The sequence below is a fragment of the Armatimonas sp. genome, assembly GCF_043757465.1.
In the GTDB taxonomy this organism is placed as follows: domain Bacteria; phylum Armatimonadota; class Armatimonadia; order Armatimonadales; family Armatimonadaceae; genus Armatimonas.
The window spans coordinates 10,009-28,683 of record NZ_JAYVPL010000118.1 but is presented as its reverse complement, the minus strand read 5'-3'; the positions used below and the strand labels follow the sequence as shown (position 1 = coordinate 28,683).

The following is an 18,675-nucleotide window of genomic DNA, read 5'->3' as shown; positions in this document are numbered from 1 at the left end:
ACGATGACCAATCCTACGACTTCCTCCTCTCTGCCAAAGCGACGGCGAAACCAGACGGCGCAGTCCTTGACGGTTGCGATTATTGTCTTGTTTCTGCTGCTCTTTCTGGGCGGCCTCTTTATCGCACTGATCTCCAATAGCATCAAGTCTACCAAGCGCTCCGGTGAGGGAATGGCGTCGGATAAGCTGGCGGAGGCGGGGACTAAGTACCTCGACGATCAGTTGACCCGCTCGCCCGAAGGTGCCGACTGGCGTCCTGTTCCCTTTGTCGCCGATCCCGGCGACAACGATGGTAACGGGAACTACGACGACCAGGACAGCAATGGCAATGGCATGCGTAACGCCGAGCCGCTGCGCACCGGCGACCCGGACTACGACTGGCTCCGGCCTTGTGGCGGAGGGCTGGCCGCCGACGAACCTTGTGGTTTCTCCCGCGCCGACTTTGGCGGGCGCACCCCCGCAGCGGGCAACCTGGGCGGGCGGGCACTGGTCAAGATTGTCTACAAACCGGATAACTCCACTAACTCCACGCCCTTGAGCCACTTGCTCAAGCTTCTTTCCGTGGGGCGTACGGGGATTGTGGATGCGAGCGACCCGACCACCTTCGCCAACTCCGAGGGCAAAGGGGCGCGTCGTGAGATAGACGCCTACAAGCAGCTCGGTCTCGTGGACTTTGTGCGGCAGATCACCAATAAAGACAATCGCTCAGTGACGGCGTCGCTGGGTAGCACCAACCGCTTCCTTGACACGCCCTACAGCGCCGGGGCAACCCGCCCGACCACGGCTCCTGACGCTCGCACCATTGAGTCGGTCTACCACGGCTCGATCCACTCGAACGCGCCGCTGACATTTTTAGGGACGAACCGGCTGCTGCTCAATGGGCAGCGGGGCGACGCCCTGACTGTCTCCTCGACACTCAATATTCCGGCGGACTCCCAAGTCTTTCTGACGGGCTCTGTCGGAGCCGCCAACTACACCAACGCTCCTGTCCTGCCGAGCAGTGGGGCCTTTAACTCTTTCCAGGGGCTTGTCCGTGATCACTCTCAGCAGGCCAGCGATCCGCTGCGCCGCGTGGCCAAGACAACCGTGCCGCTGATGGACCAGAGCATCGGGGACAATAACCTCACCCGCTACAAGCAGCTCACCCGCGACTCCGAGCCGCTGGAGAACAACCAGGTACTTGCCAACCCGATAGATCCTGCCAACCTGCCGATCTCGCGTGCGGGCCGGGCGGGCTGGGGCTCGGGACTTTATCTGGACAACCGTGAGGACGTGCAGAACGCCTCCGAGGGACTGATCGGGGCCTACTCGCCGCGTGCCAACTGGACGGGTGCCGACAAGCGCTGGTGGAACGGTGACAGCCGCTACGTCCCGCCTGCCGTCACCATCACGCTGACCCCGCGCTCCATGATCATCCAGCGCTCCGCGACCAGCACCACCCGCTCGTTCCTACGGGACAACACCGGGCGGCGCATCAACCAGAGCACCGTCATCCGCTACTCCGGACGGGGCAATGGTGCTGCCGATACAGCGCCGATTGCCGCGCTTCCGGGAACGGTCCGCAAGCTAGAGGGCTACCCTGCCCAGCCAACAGGAAATGCCAATGTCTGGCAGGGCGACTATGTTATCTACGCCGAGGGCAATATCCGCATCCGTGGCACGGCGGGTGGCCTTGATCCCGAGACCCTGCGCTACTACATCCGCCACCTCACCATAGTCTCTGGCGGCAATATCTACGTGGATGGCAACCTGCTCAAGGACAACATCCCCGACAGTGAGGGGGGCGTGGCGGCGCAGGTGCGTGGTCGCTCCTCAATTGCTTTGCTCGCCAAGAACTATGTGGTGCTGAACACCACCCAGTTTCTCTCGCCCGGTGACAATCAAGCGGAGCCCGAGGCATCCGGTGCCGATGCACAGGCGGTCTTCCTCAATCCCGGCTCGCCCAACTTCACGCTGCGGCTTGCTCAAGGACCCGCGCAGACATACGGTGCGAACGGCGCTCCTAACCAGCGGCTCTCCCCCAATGATCCGAGCCTGAGCCCTGGGAATCCAGACGCTCTCATCCCCAAACTCTTCGTCCGCCACTCTGCCACCGGAATAGATGGGGCGACCGCTGTGCGCGTGGGGGTCAACAACGACTTCTTCCGCTTCCCGCTGGATATGGCGTGGCCGAATGCGAACCCGGCGCTGACCACTCTGGCGATGGGCGGTCCTACTTCTGTGGAGTCGGGCATCTACTTCGACCATGTCTTTGCACTCAAAGACGGCGGGGCGAATCCCAGCCTGCTCTACCCGGATGCCACTCTGCCCTACCAGGCCGCCGCGTTCCCTGTTACCGGGCTCTTTGGGATAGATAATCTGATGGCACTCTCGCTTGATACCAGTGCGGGCGTGCCCAACCAGACCAACTACCGCCTCTCCCGCTTCGGGGTCGCGCCGCTCGACATTCGGGTTGAGGCGCTGATCTACGCTCAGGAAGGCTCGTTCTTTATCATTCCGGGGCCGTGGTTCAATCCCGATCCCAACGATACCTACGAAGCGTACCTCACTCGCCAGGCCCGCTCAGGCGATAACCTGCTCGGGCCGGGAGCCACACGTGGGCGAATTGACCCGATGTATCCCTTCTATGGACAGCCGCAGGATATTCGAATCACCGTCTTTGGAGCCATCACGGAGAACCTACCCGCTGAGGTGGGCGATCAGGGATCATGGCTGGAGAAGTGGGGTTGGGTTCCGCACTACTACGGCTCCACGGGGCTACAGCCCACCGCACCAGGTTATTTCAACCCCGGGGCGACGGGGATCAAGACGGTTCATGGGCAAAACGGAATTCTGGCCGGGCCGAAACCAGGGGGGAACGGCGGCGGCAGTGGGATCGTCTACCTGTACGACGCGACACTGTCTTCGCCCCTCGTGGGAGGACCTCTGCGACAAGATAGCTTTGGCAATGTCCTGCCGGTGGCACCGCGCCTCCCGGTAGCGCCAGGACTCCTCTACACTGGGGAGACACCGGGGGCGTAAGGGAAATAAAATGGCGATAAGAAAACGGATACTGGGAGCGGCACTTTCCTTACTGGCAGTTGTGGTACTGACGGTAGCAACCGTCGTTCATGCACAGGTGGCGACGACCTACTCCAGCAACAAGAGAACACTCAAAGTCGGGATTCTCCTGGTGGACTCAACCGATATCAATGATGGGCGTGGTACAGAGAACACGGACCCCTTTATTTTCTATATCGCGGACACACGGGCCGATCTGAAACCCCAAAACTGGGAGTTCATCAACCCCCTCTCCCCAAAAGTCGTCACCAATGATGTGGCGGCGCGCTGGACGGCTCGATCAGGCGGCGTTGGTCAGCAGTATCAGGCGGGCCAGCAGGTCACCAAGAACATGGCGGCCTACTGGGAAGTGCCTCTCACTGATACCCCCATTCAGGATTTATTGCAGTTCGACCTGCTCTTTATCACCAATCACCGTCTCACACGGATGACGGCGATTGATCGTGAGAAGCTGCGCAAGCTCGTGGATGCTGGGGGCGTTTTGTGGCTGGAGGACTGTGGCAATATGCGCATGGATCCCTCCGGGCCGCTCTTTCTGGATCAGCTTCAGTTCAGTGGCAACAGTGGGATTGGTGGCGCGGGAACGCCCTCCATCAATATTCCCAGCCACCCGATTCTCAACACGCCCAATCCGCTGAGCCAGGCGGAGATCGCCAATCTGGGGGATAAAAACTACGGGGGCTATGCGCTGGTGAGCCTCTCCGATCCGACAGCAGCACCTAACCCGGAAGTACTGGTTAATATTGTCGGTAATCGGGCGCGGGCCACGGCATCGGCACCGAACGGGCTGCCCTATATCGCTGCCGGTAACTACGGCTCAGGTCGAGTCATCGCCACGGCAGGGGACTCCGGCTGCGATATCAACGATTATACGGGCGGAGTGCGCACACCCTCCGGCGGGAACTCCGGTGCCTACTGCGGGGAAAACCTGCTCGCTGCGCACGCGGAAGATCTGAAGTTTCTCTACAATGTGGTGGCCTGGGGCAGCGCCAACAATCAATACCGCAAGGATCCCCGCCGCACCGGCTCTTCCTTTGAAGCGATTGGTGCTCCGCTTGTGCCCGCGTTTCAAGTCGGCGCACTTGATGCACTCAGCTCGACCACCGCACCGCTCGTGGCAAAAGGCGTTGTCTACGCCACAGGACTGGACGCTTCCAGTACTCCTTCGGTGCGTGCCTACAATGCACACCCCTCATTGGTGAGTGGCGACAAGGGGATTCCCGACCTGGCGCTGGGCAAACCGTACGATGAGCTCTGGCGCTGGAATGGCGCGGGAACCATGCCCTCGTCACCGACTCTCGGAACTGTCTACGCTAGCAGCACGGCGTCTTATGCCGATTTTATCTTCGTCACCCTGAGTAATGGCACGCTGGTAAAACTTACCGCGCTTCTGGCGGATAGCTTTGGCAATATCGCCCCCGCTCCCAATACTGCCACAAATCCTGCTGTGACAAGCGGCACCTATGCCGGTCCGGGCGGGGCGACGATGGCCGCTCCCGCGCCCCTGCTCCACGATGGCAAGGTCTACGTGGTAGAGCCCGACGGCCTCGTGCGCTGCGTGGACGCGGCCTCGATGACGACACTCTGGTACTCGTACGCAGTGGCGCAGGATCCTGTCTACCACCCGACGGGCTCGCCGAGCTTGGGCTACACACGGCTCGCGATTACGAATACGAGTGCAAACCCGAATCTTGCTCAGATCATTGGCAGCAGCGGACGAACCGGGGTTGCGGCAAGCGCGAGCGGTAGCAGCAACGACTTGATGCTGTACGTGCCGGTCTGGCAGGAGAACCCCAGCGGCGGAATGACCCTGAGGACAATGGCCTACTGGCTGGGAGCACGTCACGAGGTCATACTGCGAGACCCGATACCCGGTGATTTTCCGACCCGCGCGGCCCAGGGAACCCCCAACAACAAGCAGTATGTTGCCATGCCCTCTACTCTGCCGTTCCTCAAGCCCGTGGTACGTGTCTATACCAATCGCTACGATGGGATGGGCAACCTGATCTACACCGCTCAGGACAACATGAACGCGGGACGGATCAGTCCTAATTTTATTGGGCAGTTTGTGGATCAGAATGGCATGGTCCGTGTCCGCGATGGGGCGAATAATCCTCCGAGCCGGGGGCCAGTCGGGCCGGGGATGCCTGAGAACGCACTTGTCTCCGTGGACTACGATGTCTACTACGTCACGACCAGTACCACGCCGCCTGCCCTGACGACGCAGGGAGATGCCTCGCGTAACCCAGGGATTCGCGTGAATGGCTACCAGGGGGGCGGCGAGGGAATCGCCATGACCCCCGATGATATTTTGGTGAGCGCTTTCAAGTATGTCGGCCAGAGCAACAGTGGGACACCACAGCCACACACGGTCATCTCGGGCGACTACGAGCAGTTTGGCCTCACGCGTCTTCGCCAGTCACTAGGGATTTTCGAGATCCCAGGCGGTGCGCAGGGGATTCCGATAACTTTTCCAAACCAGTTGGTTGTGGAGCGCCCGACACTGCGTAATCGCCTTCTGTTCGGTGGGCCTCTCAGTCAGTCCGGCAGTGCGGGCTACCTTCCCAGCTACGAAGGTCTGACAGACGTCAAGCCCGTGGGGCCGCCCGTGGCGACCAATGACGGGATCGTCTATCAGGTACTCAGGGCAACCTCGCCAAGCAATGGTGGCCCAGTCACGGTCGTGGCGGCGCTGGACATGAAGAAGGAAATTATCCTGAAGCTGCCCAAGGCCTACAACCCTGCCTACCGGGTTCAAGTCTCGCAGCTCGATATTGCCACTTTTGATCCGACGAATCCTGGGCAACCCAAAATTATCAACTCGATCCTGACGCAAACGGGTAGTAATCCGATCAGTATCGGGCAGAATATGGTGGGGGACGCGACCCGGGGACGGATTGTGATGACCGATCTGCGGACGGCTGGCGGGCGCTTCTCCACTTCGCTCTCTTTCGTGGTGACTTTTGTGCCTGCCGGTGGCAACGCCGACGAAACCGTGGTGATCTCTCCGTCGGCGCTCCTGCCCAATAATGGGGCGGGTACCGATGTGGATCCACGCGGCCTGCCGGTCAATGGGAGCTACTCCCCGCTGCTCTGGTACTATGTCCTGCCTGGTCTGCCAACCTCAGCAGCCACTCTTGCCGGGGACGTTCTTTATCTGGGGATCGCTAGTGGCGGGCGCGAGAACCTGGTTGCGCTGGATGCCGAGCCGACATCCAATGACCCAACCATTCGAGCGGGCGAGCAGGTCGAGACCATCGTGTTAAATCTGGCGGGGGCTCAGCAGAAGCTCAACCACATCCGCTGGGTACGTCCTATGGCGGGCCGAGTGAGCGCACCGCCCGTTGGTGCGCAGGGAACACTGGCCGCCAATACCCTCTTGGGTACCGAGGCTTTTGAGTCCGGCGTGACCCTTGTGACCGATGCGAAGCGTATTATCGAAGTGGATGCTGGGGGAGCTGCACTCTGGACACTGGATGGCACGATGACCTTCCAGGTAGCCGGTGGCGAGCTGCCTCTCTTCGATCCGAGTGCGGGCGGTGGGGTTGTCAACCCGGCCACCGCGACCGGGCGCGCCGTTCAGGACAAGAAAACTCTCTCTCGGCCCGCTCTGGCGCGGCGACTCTCGCCCTCAGACTATCTGATCTGTGATACGGGCAATAACCGTGTGGTTCGCGTGGATCGAAGCGGCCAGGTACGCTGGGAGCTGACACAACTTAACAATGCCTACGGCGTGCTGACCTCCGTAGATCCCATTACCCTCAATGAACCCACGGATGTTCAGCTCTACACGGTGTTCAGTCCGGGCGGCGTGGGCTATGAGATCCACTATTTGATTGCGGATGCGGGAAACAACCGCATTATCGAAGTGGCGGACTACTTCGATACAAACGGCATCCTGCGAACCAATGTACCGACACCTAGCGGCCCGCAGCGTGGGGAGCAGCTAGTGGTCTGGGTGAGCCGAACCACGCAGAAGGAAGGCCGCCTCCTGAGATTCCAGAGCCTCCAGCGCGTACTAACCTTTGGGGATACCCGACTGGGACAGAACGCGGCGCTCTACGGTTACCCGACCATCCTGACGGCGGTGGGCAACGCGAGCACAGCCGGAGACTCGGGTGGCGATACCCGTAGCGACTTTACCGGCGGCTCGCTCGTCTCACTGCTCTACAACCCGATCAACACCACCATTCCGCTGTTCAACAATATGGGAGCCCAAGCCGCGACGATCACTTCCTGGCCGATCGGTATGGAACCCGCCCGCAACGGTCTCGTTGATCGTACGATGAATGAGCTGGTCATGCCGCTTGTGGGTGGACAGCGCCACGTGCGCCGTATTGCAAGGCCTACCTACATCCAGCAGTTCAGTCTTCCCAACGGGCTTGGCGGACAGAAATCCGTCTTCCTGATCTGTGACTCCAGCGGTGTCTACCAGACAGAGCTGGGTACGGACAATCGTTGGTACGTGACCTGGTACTTCAACTCCAAAGACTATAAGGATATGACGGAGTACCGCTTAGCAGGGACATCAACTCTGGGGTTCCTACCCAGCGCCGTCAAGCGCCTTGCTAATGGGGACTATCTCATCACCAACTCCTGGATCGGTCAGAGTTCTCTCTTTACCAGCGGGCAATTTGTGGGGGAGGTCTTCCAAGTGGAAGGGAACCGCCGCTTTGATGCCGTGACCGGTAACCAGACGGATCCTGTCCTGCCACAACCCTGGCCCCACTTCAGTGGGTTCTCCTCGCCCAATATCGTTCTCGCGCCGAGCGGTCTTCGGTGGGAGCAAAAAATGGGGACGAACAGTAGTAACACGAATCTACTGGAACATCCTCTCTTTGGAGACCGTCTGTAAAACCAACCGCTCCTATCCCTGAGATTGGGATAGGAGCAATAACTCTCAGTGCGATTTAGCCTAACAATGAAATCCTCTTTGTTCAGTTCGACATTAACCAGCCTCCAGGGAGTCACTACGACTTCTCTGCGTACGCTAGTTGGAGCGGTCGCGATGCTGGGAGCCACGCTCCCCGCTGCGGCGCAGACGCCGCCGGGGGATCCGCTTCCCAAGGGGCAGGAGAGGGTTAGCCCCACTCTCGTCAAGCCCCGAACCACGGAGCGGCAGTCCCAGCTCAATCCCGCGGGGAAAATGCACGGTGACACTACAAACCGTGGGCGAATGAGCGCGGATTTTCTCTGGGGCGTCACCAACGCGAACCGCATCTACCGTACCCCCGCCTTCAGCCGCGTCCCTGACCAGACACTGGCAGCACCGCTCCAGCTAGATGGCTATACGGTTCCCTATCCCGTTGAGAATATCGGCACCCTCGCCTCGCCTATCTACCGTCGCCAGGGCACATCTGGCGCGGGGCTAACCTCCGATCTGCTCTATCCGTCGCGCCGTTTTGACGATGAAATCAACGGCGCCCAAGTCATTGCAGTGACCCAGCCGGTGACCACAACCGGCACTGTGGGGGGATTTTTTATTGGGACGAACTGGGGATCTGTCAATGGCCCGACACCCGGGGGAGGAGCCGGGTACTTCAACGCCACCTACCAGCGCATCGCCGCTGCTGCTCGCTCCGCCAATGCCCTGCCCGATCCTGGTAATCCAAACGATCCCGATAAGTTCATCTGGTACCCGTCCGTGCCCGGTGTGGCGGGAACCGTCACGCGCTACGGGGTTCGGATACACGTTCCTGAGGTTGACCCGGGTGGAGCGGAGCAGCGCATCACGGACGCACGCTACGCGGTCTACTACGTGGTTCCCCAGGCCGATGGAAGCTTTGTCCGCAAGCGTAAGATCTGTTTTTTAGGTCAGGACGCTGCGGGCGACAACTGGCTTTTGGGAGACGATGGCAAGCCTGCTCTTTTCCCTTTCTTCAGCGAAGCGACCTACAGCGATCCGACCTGGCGGACCCGCACGTTCAGCAATAGCCCGCTCCAGTTTGGCAATCCTCTGTCCCGCGCCCGTGTCGAGCTTGATAGATCCACTGAGGATGAGCTGACGGGCAGTCAGTTTGTGCTGGCGGACCAGATTTCCTTTGAGCAACGCGTCGCCAGTGTCAAGAGCACCCCCGTGGTCACCCCGCCGCACGGCGGTCGCAAGGTGGACACGACACAGCCCAAGCCCGTTATCGCGGACCCGAACCCCTTCGATCAGCCTGCCGCAGGAACGAACTATAATCTCGATACCTGGGTACCTGGTGCGGGCTTCGCGCTTCTTAACGACTCGTTCGCTTTTATCAACAACCCACGTGATCCTGTCTACAGCAATCCTGCCGACCCGCTCTTTGGGAAGTTCGATCCGGCCAATCCGTCCACCCTTTTCCGTGGACCCGCGTCGCTGATTGATCCTCGGAATGCCGCAAATCTTCCCACTGCTCCGGTGAACGCGGTCAATCTGCAGCAGTACAAAGACGCCATGGGGAACGCGGTTCCGTTTTTCTCGCACATGCAGGTGCTGGTGAACCGTACCAACTACGTGCTCGACCCCGAGACGGGCGTCCCGAATGTGGATAAAGACGGCACGAAGACCATTGAGGTCGGCTCGATCTTTGGTTTGGACTGGGCCACGGGGACGGTTCTCTGGCGCTTCCCGGATGCAACCTATTTGCCGCAGCTCGCGGGGGGCGCGTCTTGGCGGCATCCCGATAACACCCTGGTCGTTGGTGCGGGCCTGCGAAATGCCTACGATGGTGTGTCCGGGATCAACCTGATTCCTGGGATCGGTGCCTACGATGCGAACGGTAATGGCCGCTACGACGACGACGAGGTGTACCTGGTTGGCCAAGGGGTGAATCCTAGTGGGGCCGTCGAAGGCGCACCGACTATTGTCCCGAACATGAAGGTGTTTGGCGATGTGAAGCTGCCGGTCTACACGAGTGCGGGCGGGGGGCGCTTCAATGTAACCACCGTGGTCTCAGCACCGCTTGGTCGCTACGTACTGCCTGATCCCATAAACCCAGCGCTGCGTCTGCCGGTTCGCATGCCGCTTGCCTTTATTGGGGGGAGCAATGGAGTTCTCTACGCCATTGATCCGTTTGGGAACAACGACAATCAATATATCGAGCGAGCCACTACCAATAGCTTGGGTGAGTTCCGGCCGGGAACCACCAACTTGCTCTGGACATTCAGTCCCACTTCGGCACCACGGGTGACCATGGGGTCTTCCACGGAGCCCCTCGATAAGTATTACTTCCGTCTTAAAGGAGAGATCCCCGTACCCGGAAGCTTCGGGGCTTCGTCGCCGGTTGTTACCTGGGCCAAGCAAGATGATGATGCCTCGCTCAATCGCTTGACGGAGGAGCCCCGGCTCTTTATTGGCAATCAGAACAATGCAATCTATGCGCTTGATCCTCGTGCCGATGCGGGTGCGGACCTTGCGAACAACCCTATGCCGCTGCCGATTCGCAAAGGGGAGCAGGTTGCACACACGATTGCCCAGTACAACACGCCAGGTTACTTGCGCACGGACTTTAACTACCGAACGGATCTGAAGTGGTGGTTTGAGACTTTAGGGGTCGTACCCTCGACGCTGGCTGTCTCGGATGTTGCCTTCGCACGTAATCTTGCTGCGGCCCCTGTGACCGCGAGTCGCCGTGTTTTCGCGACCACGACCGAGGGCCGCATCTACTCCCTCGACTGGGATGGCCCGGTGACCAAGATGGACCATGAGAAAAACATGGTCTGGGATGGCACCAGTGGAGTCGAGTCCATTCTAGGGCCGAGCAATCCGCCCGTTCCGTCCACACGTCCGCTGATCGGTTCGGCGGCGGCGCTCAATGACAATGTCCGCTTCCACAATCAAGTGCCTGCCCGTCCGGGTGCGCGTCCTGATAAAACGGAAGGGACGATTCGCCCCGTCTGGGCCTTCCCGAACCGCTATGCTGATATTGCCGATGATGGTGGTGGGCCCGTTGATAATGTTCTTGACGATCCGAACAACACGGACTACAGTCGGGCCTATCCGGGAACAAAGCTTGCTAGTGCTTCTACCAATATTGCGCCGATCTACAGTGCCCCCGTGGTAATGGATTTCGCTATTCGCGACACGGATAGCGCGGTGACAGGGCTGACGGGGATTCGCCGCTATTTGGTGATCTCGACCAACGACTACGATGCAGACACACCGGCCAGCCCGAAGCAGGGCCGCCTGATTTTGCTGGATCAGGAAGGGGATCGCAACGACTTCCTTTCTAATCCGATGCCCAGCGTTGCCAGCGTCAAGTTTATCCCTAGTGCTCCCGCTGTCAATACAGCGCGCCCTAGCGGGCCGACGGCTAAGCCCATTCCAACTGCCGCTGCGCGCATCATGGGGCAGGCCCTCGATCAGTTCGTCTGGAAAGACGCGCCGTTTGGTAAGGCGTCGCCGGTCTGGACGTATCGCTTTGTCTACGATACCTACGATGCGATAACCAACAAGCCGATTATCTCGCGCCGTAACCGTCCCACTCCGGGCGTTGCTTCTGAGCCGGTGACACTTCTCCCTGCCCCAGTGGCGGGTGAGCCAGGGCGGCGCACGTTGCCGACGATCTTCTGGGGTGGCCAGGGGCGACTCTTTGCTGTGGATCTGGATGATGAGACGGGGCTACTTCTCCGCTGGCGCAAGTCCGGCGATCCTCAGCAGTCACCGATCCCGCTGGATGGCAGTGTCCCGATTCCGGCAGACCTGACTCTCGCCAGCGACTACCTAAATCCGTCGGACATCAACAACCCGTTCAGCCCTATCTTTAATGTGGGAGCTCAGGATACGCTCGGGCTTCGGACTAAACGCGTCATGGCACGCACCGTTAAGCTCCGTGGCGACGGTAGCGCGGTGGATGGTCAGCTCGTCGTGACGGGTGGCCCGCTACAAAACCGCAACAACTCGACGGCGATCACGGCGGCAAACGCGCTGCCTAACAGTCGGCCCGCTCCTCTGGTGGCAGGAACCGATCCGACTGTCCCGCTCATCCCGACACTGGATGCGCCGATCACTAAGCCGATCCTGACCTTCGAGCCGCAAGTTATCGTTGACCCTATCGGACCGATTATCTACGATCTGAATCCCTTTGGTTTCGATCTGGATCTGACCTTCTCGCTCGCACCAGCGGCACTATTCCCCGCAGCGATCTTCCTGCCTATCGTGGATCTGACGGGGCGCTTTGTCAATCAGGACATCGGCGATCCGCTGACGACCACACGGGGAACGTGGGACGGCGTGGCTCCGCCCGTTATTGGTACCGACGATCAGAACCTGGCGTATCAGTATCCTAGCTTGCTGGTGACCACAGCGCTCGGTGCGCTCCATCAGCTCAGCACCAATATTGAAGGGGAAGATCCGTCGGCGGCGACCGACCCCAACGTAAACCCAATTTACAAGGATAACTTTGCAGCGCTGGGCTGGTCGCTCACGGAAGGCAATATTGACCGCTACAACACGCACGACCATGTTCTGCTATTCTCCAAAGACGGGCCCGGCGGCGCAGGGACGGGCATCTCGGTGGTCACCAATGCCTACTTCCCGTCGCTCGACTCTGGCTATGCTCGTCGTAAAGACCGGCTGACCAAGCAGACCGCTCCGATGGCGGATCCCAGCGGAAAGTACGTGGCCTACCCGACCAAAGAGCCGCAGGCACTCACCTCCCTTTACGGCGATGGGCCACGCCCGGGCTTCCAAGCTCGGCCCCTCTACTCGGGCAATCCCGCGGATGGGACGACCACGCCACCGACGGCTCTCGTAGACCCCGACTGGAATACGGGACAGACCGGCTTCCCCCTGGACCTTCACGGCCTGTTCTACGACAAGCGTCACGCCACGGCAACTGCCACCAACCACAACGTGGACGGCAAGCTCAAGCTCCCCGCCTACGACCAACAGGGCATTTTTAGCACAACCCCGCCTGCCCTGACGGGAGTTCCTGAGACAAACCTGGAACGGGCCAGCCATGTGGTGCTTTCCACCACGGACACCAACGATAACCCCGCGGGACAGAACGTCGCCTGGATCTTCGTCGGTGGTGAGGATGGCCTCTTCTATGCCTACACTCCCGTCTTCCGGGCTGACCTCGGGGGCGTTGCCAGCGGATACGCCGGCGGACGTGACAACTCCCAGTACACCCCTGGGATGACAGCACAAGCCCGTGTTGATACGTTCGACATTAACACCTACACCACACTGCGCAACGCGGCTCGCAGTGGCGCCCCCATCCGTCCGGATCGCGATGGTAATGATGCGGCCTGGGTCAATACCCAGGAGAACACGCCGCTCTTCCCCATGGGCCAGGGTGCAGGGCGTCCCGTCACGGATGCCACCAAAAGATCCGTCGCGGCTCAGGGAAGCAAGAACCTCTACGAGTGGGGCGAGACTATCTATATTGTCGCTTGGGATCTGACGGTGGTCACCTCCGAGCTTGGCCCAAGCTTTAGTGCTATCCCTGGCGAGGCAACCGCGAGTATTCGGATTCGTGCGCTCAATAGTAATGTCACTATTCCTGCCCGTAATGTACGGCTGGAGCGGGCCACAATGGGTCCAGGAGCTGGAAGAGTGTCTGTCTATCCCTACGTGGGACGCTACAGTGCAACGGGTGATCCGACGCCTCCTGGGGCCCGGCCTGCTCAGCTCGGTCTGGCTTTCTACGAGTTCAGGCTTGATACCAGCTCTGGCCTGCCCCTGACACCGGGGATGCAGTTTGAAGTGGACATTGAGCAGGGGACGCCGCTAGGCTATCCAGGGAACGCTCGCCTCAGCACCGTGTCCGGTGGAACCACTGCCGAGCAGAGCCTGTTCCTGAAGCCAATTATTGCCGTCGCGAACCCGCTGGCTGTCCAGGGCTTCCTGGCGGATACTCGAACCAACCTTCCTTTGCTTGCAAACAAGGCTGTTGGTGCGCCGGTTGCGGGTGGCATCGGGCCCTTTGTAACCCCCGCGATCAACGATGCTCTGCATACGGTTCGGCAGCGTGTGGCCAGCAACAATCCGACACTGGCAATGGATCCCGACCTCGCGGGCTATGAGTATAGCCAGGCGCTGTCGAACGGAAACACGATTACTCGCTACGACTTTGTTCGCTACACGGCAGACGCCATGGGGCGGCTACGGATCAACAATAACTTCAGCCGTCGGCTACGCACCAACGGCTCCGATGATCCAAGCTTCTTTGTGCCAGTTGCCACAAGCACTGGCTACATCTCGCATGGCCGAACGGGTTCGACCGATCTCTCCACACGTCAGCGTAATCTGCGCGTTGTCAATCGCACGCCGGGTACCCTGGCGCTGACGGGAGTGCGGGCAGAGGTGGCGGACGATCTGATCTGGCGCTGGTGGCCGGGGCGGATTCCCAACGCGGATGTTGACCCCTCTGCCAACCCGACGATTACCCCGGCGGGGATGCGTCCCGATGGCAGGATCAACCCGCTGCCCTGGGAGCAAAATGTTCCTCAGGCACAGCCCTGGAAGCGCCGCCCGGATAACACGGTCGCCGTGCTGGGAGGTAACCTGAGCCCGGACTACCCGGACATCATTGCTGCCTCCGCTGCACAGCAAGGGCGACAGGCAGTAAGCGTTCTGATTGCGGGTACCGATGCAGTGCAGGGGCCAGTCACTCTTCCCAGTGCTCAGCTCATCAACCCCGTAAATGGAACCCTGGCAACACGACCCTACGATACAAATCCGCTCTTTGCGGCGACCGTCAATGTCCGCGTTCCGCAGTACCAGCCCGCCAACCTGGTGGCAACCCACAGCCTGACCTCCACCTACGAGGCTCCGAGCACCTCCGATGGTGCCCAGCCCTACGTAGGTGATGGCAAGACCCAGCTTCCGCGTGGTCTGGCAGGCCGTGATCTACGGCAGTACAACCAGGCGAGCAATGTCTTTACGGGGGGCTACGGAATTACCCCGTTCGGCTACAGCTCCCGGCTTCGTATGTTTGTGGACAATGGAAGCGGCAACGCTCAGAACAATAATAATGGGCGCTGGGACGACGGTGAACCGTTCCGCTTCGTGGAAGTGTGGACGGGCGTGCCGGTGGACATGGGCCTGAAGTCCTCGGAGACCCCGCTCGATCTGGGCGCACTCCCGGCGGGCTTTGGCATTCAGAATGGCCTGATGGGCTATCAGTACGGCTCGGCCAGCAACCCGGGCCTCCTGCCAGATCCCATCGGGCGGCTCGCACCGACAGTTGCAGCGCCCTACGATAAGTTCTTCAAGAAGATGACGATCCAGAACATCGGCAACGTCAACCTGTACAACCTGCGTGCCGCGCAGACCACGCAGCAGCTGACGACCAACGATGTCACGGATACGAATAACTTCCGGTGGAACTACTTCGGTCTGACCTCGGAGACCGTGGACTCTCGCTACGGAATCATGGCCGTGGCGGCGGACCCGGCCCTGACAGTGAATCCAGGCTACACCCCGGCACAGGTGATGCCACAGGTCGTGACATCGCTGGATCGCGCGTTCGATGCCGCATGGGTTGCTTATTTGGCAAATCCGGCGCTTCCAACAACGGCCTGGATGCACCAACTGAATGTGGATGATGGCAATGGTGGGTTTACGACGGCGTATCTGAAGTACTACGCCATGATGGCCGGGCGACACCCTCTCCATAAACCACAAGTAGGTGGAGCGATGCCTGCTGTTCTGAGTGACCCGGATCTGCCGCCAGGTACAGCACTGGTACCCAATCTCCCTGGCATCCCGCAGCCGCAGGTCACGCTTCCTGCTCTGGGAGTGGCGGTTCCGATTGGAACGCCTGTCGGAGTCTACCGCTCTCTGTCTACGGCGGGGGCGACCGCGCCTCCTGCGCTGGCGGTTTTTGAAGATCACGACACGGTGCACCCGAACGCAACTCCCACATCGAGCGGCCTCCTGGGCTACATGGGCGTTCCCACACTGATTGGTGGCCCCCTGAGCACACTGGGAGCCGGGGCGGGTTCTATCACTCCGGCAGGGCCGCTCTACGCAGGACGAAACGACCAGCCGCCGGGGCTAGGGACGATCCTTCCTGCAACGCTGCCTATACCTGCCACTCTTCGAGTCCGTAACTTTGCGGTCAACGGGCTTGGCCAGCGGATCGGGGTGGAGTTCCAGCCACACACCAACCCGGCCATTGATGTCAAGCTGACCGTGTCTGAGACCTCGGCACTCACCGGTCAGATTGCAGATGCCGCGCTGGCGGTGGCCTACGACGGGATTTTCTCGGGGCTCTTACCCGGAATTGACACGATGCCCCTGATGGAGGGCGCGTACCCGAACTGGCGTCCCGCCTCCGTGACCACGCCATCGGCCTATCGTGGTGCGAACGGGAGGCTCAATGTCTACTACACTCGCAATGCGAGCAGCACGGCGGCAGGAGCACCCTTCGGCTTGTTCCATAGCCACCTGGACTGGGATGCCACGGTGGGCGCGTTCCGGGCAAATGCACCGGGTGTTCCTCTGCTCGATCCCAACAGTAATGCAGGGCGTCTGTTCACGCAAGCGGCTGCAATTGCGACCAATGCAGGAGACTCAAACCTCTATCCGTCGGTGCTCCAGGTCGCACCCATGGCGCTTACCGGAGTGCTCACTCCCGAGGCTACCCTCTTCTGGGTGAACTCGCAGCGCAACGCGGGCTCGCTCCCCACGGATACGATCTACTACAGTCGCTTGGATCAGAATGGGGAACCCGTAGGCACACCTCGCTCCCTCTTGAGCACCTTCAGTGCAAACTCACGCCCCGATCCGACGATCCGTCGCTATGGGCCACGTGCTGCCTTCGATCCCACAACCCGTACGGGAATTGTGAGCTACTACGGTGGTGCACCCGGCAAACTCGGACTCTACTACATCCCGTACTCTGGCGATCCGAATGGGGAGCCTCAGGTTGTGGGCGGACGACGTGGTTCGGGCGAGGTGGCGCTGGCAGTGCCACCGGGCATCACCACGGCTTCCGAGCCCAGTGCCACCGCACGGCGTTTAGTGATTCCTGACCACAGCGTCGGAACCTATGCGGCTGGGGTCTTCACTCCGACGGTGAATACAGACGTGCCTGTGTTAGACGTCGTCTACACGGGAGTGCTACAAAATACCCAGACACCGGATATCTTCCTGAGCCGCTATCGGTTCTTAACACCGGTTCTAAATGGTGTCTATGACCTGAGTAGTCTTGCGAGTGTTAGCGGACGGAACACACGTCTGGCACTCACCGCCCTGCCACAGATCAACGGCGAGCGGCTGGTTCAGGTCGGGCGAGAGCTGGCGTGGCGCTCACGGCACATCGCCTGGTATGTCCGTGGGCAGGTGGACCCTGCAGACAATAAGTTCACAACAGAGAACCTAGATATCCGAGTGGTTCGAAACGGCGTTCCTGTTTATGCAACCTCGAACAAAGCCTGGCAGTACGACAATAACAGCCGTCGCTGGGTACAAGTGATCAGTGGCCGTCCGGGTGGAGTTGTCTACATCTACGTGGACGCTGACACAGGCGAGGTGCGCTTCCGTGGCGCGGACGAGCCGCAGTCGGGCGACACCGTGCTGGTGAACTACCAGCCGACGACCTACCGCCTGACACCGGATGCTGCGGGTGACACGGGAGCCGTCTTGACGGAAGACAACCGGGCTCTCACGGCAGGTGCTGTCTCGCAGGTCTATCGGCACCTGGTGAACGGTGCGGCCACGGTGATTCCTTCCCGGGAAACGAACCCGCTGGCTTCCGGTCTCGGGCGGCAGTGGTTTACCTGGAGTAAGGCAGCTCAGCCGAACCGCCCTGCTCGCCTGTACTTCACTGCACGGCGCATGGGAATTGACCTGCGCTCCGTCGTTGTCACCAACGGCTTGGCACGGGCTGAGTCCATCGCCCTGGGAGCACGCGACCTGACTCCGGGGCTGACCTTTGGGAACCAGTTCCCGCTGGTGAGTAGTGTGATCGTGGGGGGCGTCGGTTCTGTGAGCTACGACGTTGACTTCGCCACGGGCCGGGTCTTTGTGGATCCTCTCTACGAAGGTCTTGATGTCCAAGTGACCTACATCGCATCGCAGGGAGCGACCAGCACGAACCGCCGGGCAACGGGTCGGCTCAGCTATATTGAGGAGCTGGCACCCACGGATACGTACTCGATGGGTCTCCAAGTACCCATGCAGCAGACCATCAACGAGGGGCAGTCAAGCATCTTTGTTGACTTGTACAACTACGATCCCTCGCAGGCGGATCTACTGCGGCAGTACAGCAATACCCGCATTCCGAGCTACCAGGGAGATCCCAACCTACAGCCGGGCAAGCTCTGGATGTTCTGGACCAGCTCGCGGCCCCGAACCGGACTGTGGCCTCTTGGAGGAAACCTCGTGCCCATCCCCAATGGCTTCGAGCTGTTCTACCAGACTATTGCACCAAAGTTCGAGGCACCAAGCTTCTCAGGATTCGGTCAGTAGAGTCATTCAAAAGCCCTCTGCATGGTGTTTTCCATGCAGAGGGCTTTTTTTCTTGTATAGTGAAGGCTGGAGGATTGGATGGCAATATATACCGTCACTTTGGATGGCGTGGCCTACGAGGCGGATACAATCGAGACACTCGCGCAGTGGACATCAGAAGGGCGGCTTACCCCCGGCACCGTGATCACTGACACGGGCACAGGGATAAAGTTTACGGTGTCCGAGCA

3 protein-coding genes are annotated in these 18,675 nt (G+C 60.3%); all 3 read left to right on the top strand.

Translation table 11 applies throughout. From position 1 onward, the window contains the following. Nucleotides 1-3 precede the first annotated feature (3 nt). The 3 genes from ACH2ED_RS15815 to ACH2ED_RS15805 all read left to right on the top strand — a co-directional run bounded on the left by ACH2ED_RS15815 (nt 4) and on the right by ACH2ED_RS15805 (nt 18,448). Entirely contained in the window at nt 4-3,021 is a 3,018-nt protein-coding gene (locus ACH2ED_RS15815; RefSeq protein WP_395093099.1) for a hypothetical protein, read from the top strand. Nucleotides 3,022-3,031: 10 nt separating this feature from the next. Beyond that, nucleotides 3,032-7,915 carry a hypothetical protein gene (locus ACH2ED_RS15810; RefSeq protein ID WP_395093096.1) on the top strand — a complete coding sequence of 1,628 codons (4,884 nt, stop codon included), beginning with the start codon at nt 3,032-3,034 and terminating at the stop codon, nt 7,913-7,915. Between the two features lie 78 nt (nt 7,916-7,993). After that, nucleotides 7,994-18,448, top strand: a complete 10,455-nt coding sequence (locus ACH2ED_RS15805) for a hypothetical protein (RefSeq protein ID WP_395093093.1) — start codon at nt 7,994-7,996, stop codon at nt 18,446-18,448. The last annotated feature ends 227 nt before the right edge of the window (nt 18,449-18,675 follow it).

Excerpts from the sequence above, each read along its gene's own strand:
- ACH2ED_RS15810 (WP_395093096.1), top strand. The coding sequence starts at position 3,032 with ATGGCGATAAGAAAACGGATACTGGGAGCGGCACTTTCCTTACTGGCA.
- ACH2ED_RS15815 (WP_395093099.1), top strand. The coding sequence starts at position 4 with ATGACCAATCCTACGACTTCCTCCTCTCTGCCAAAGCGACGGCGAAAC.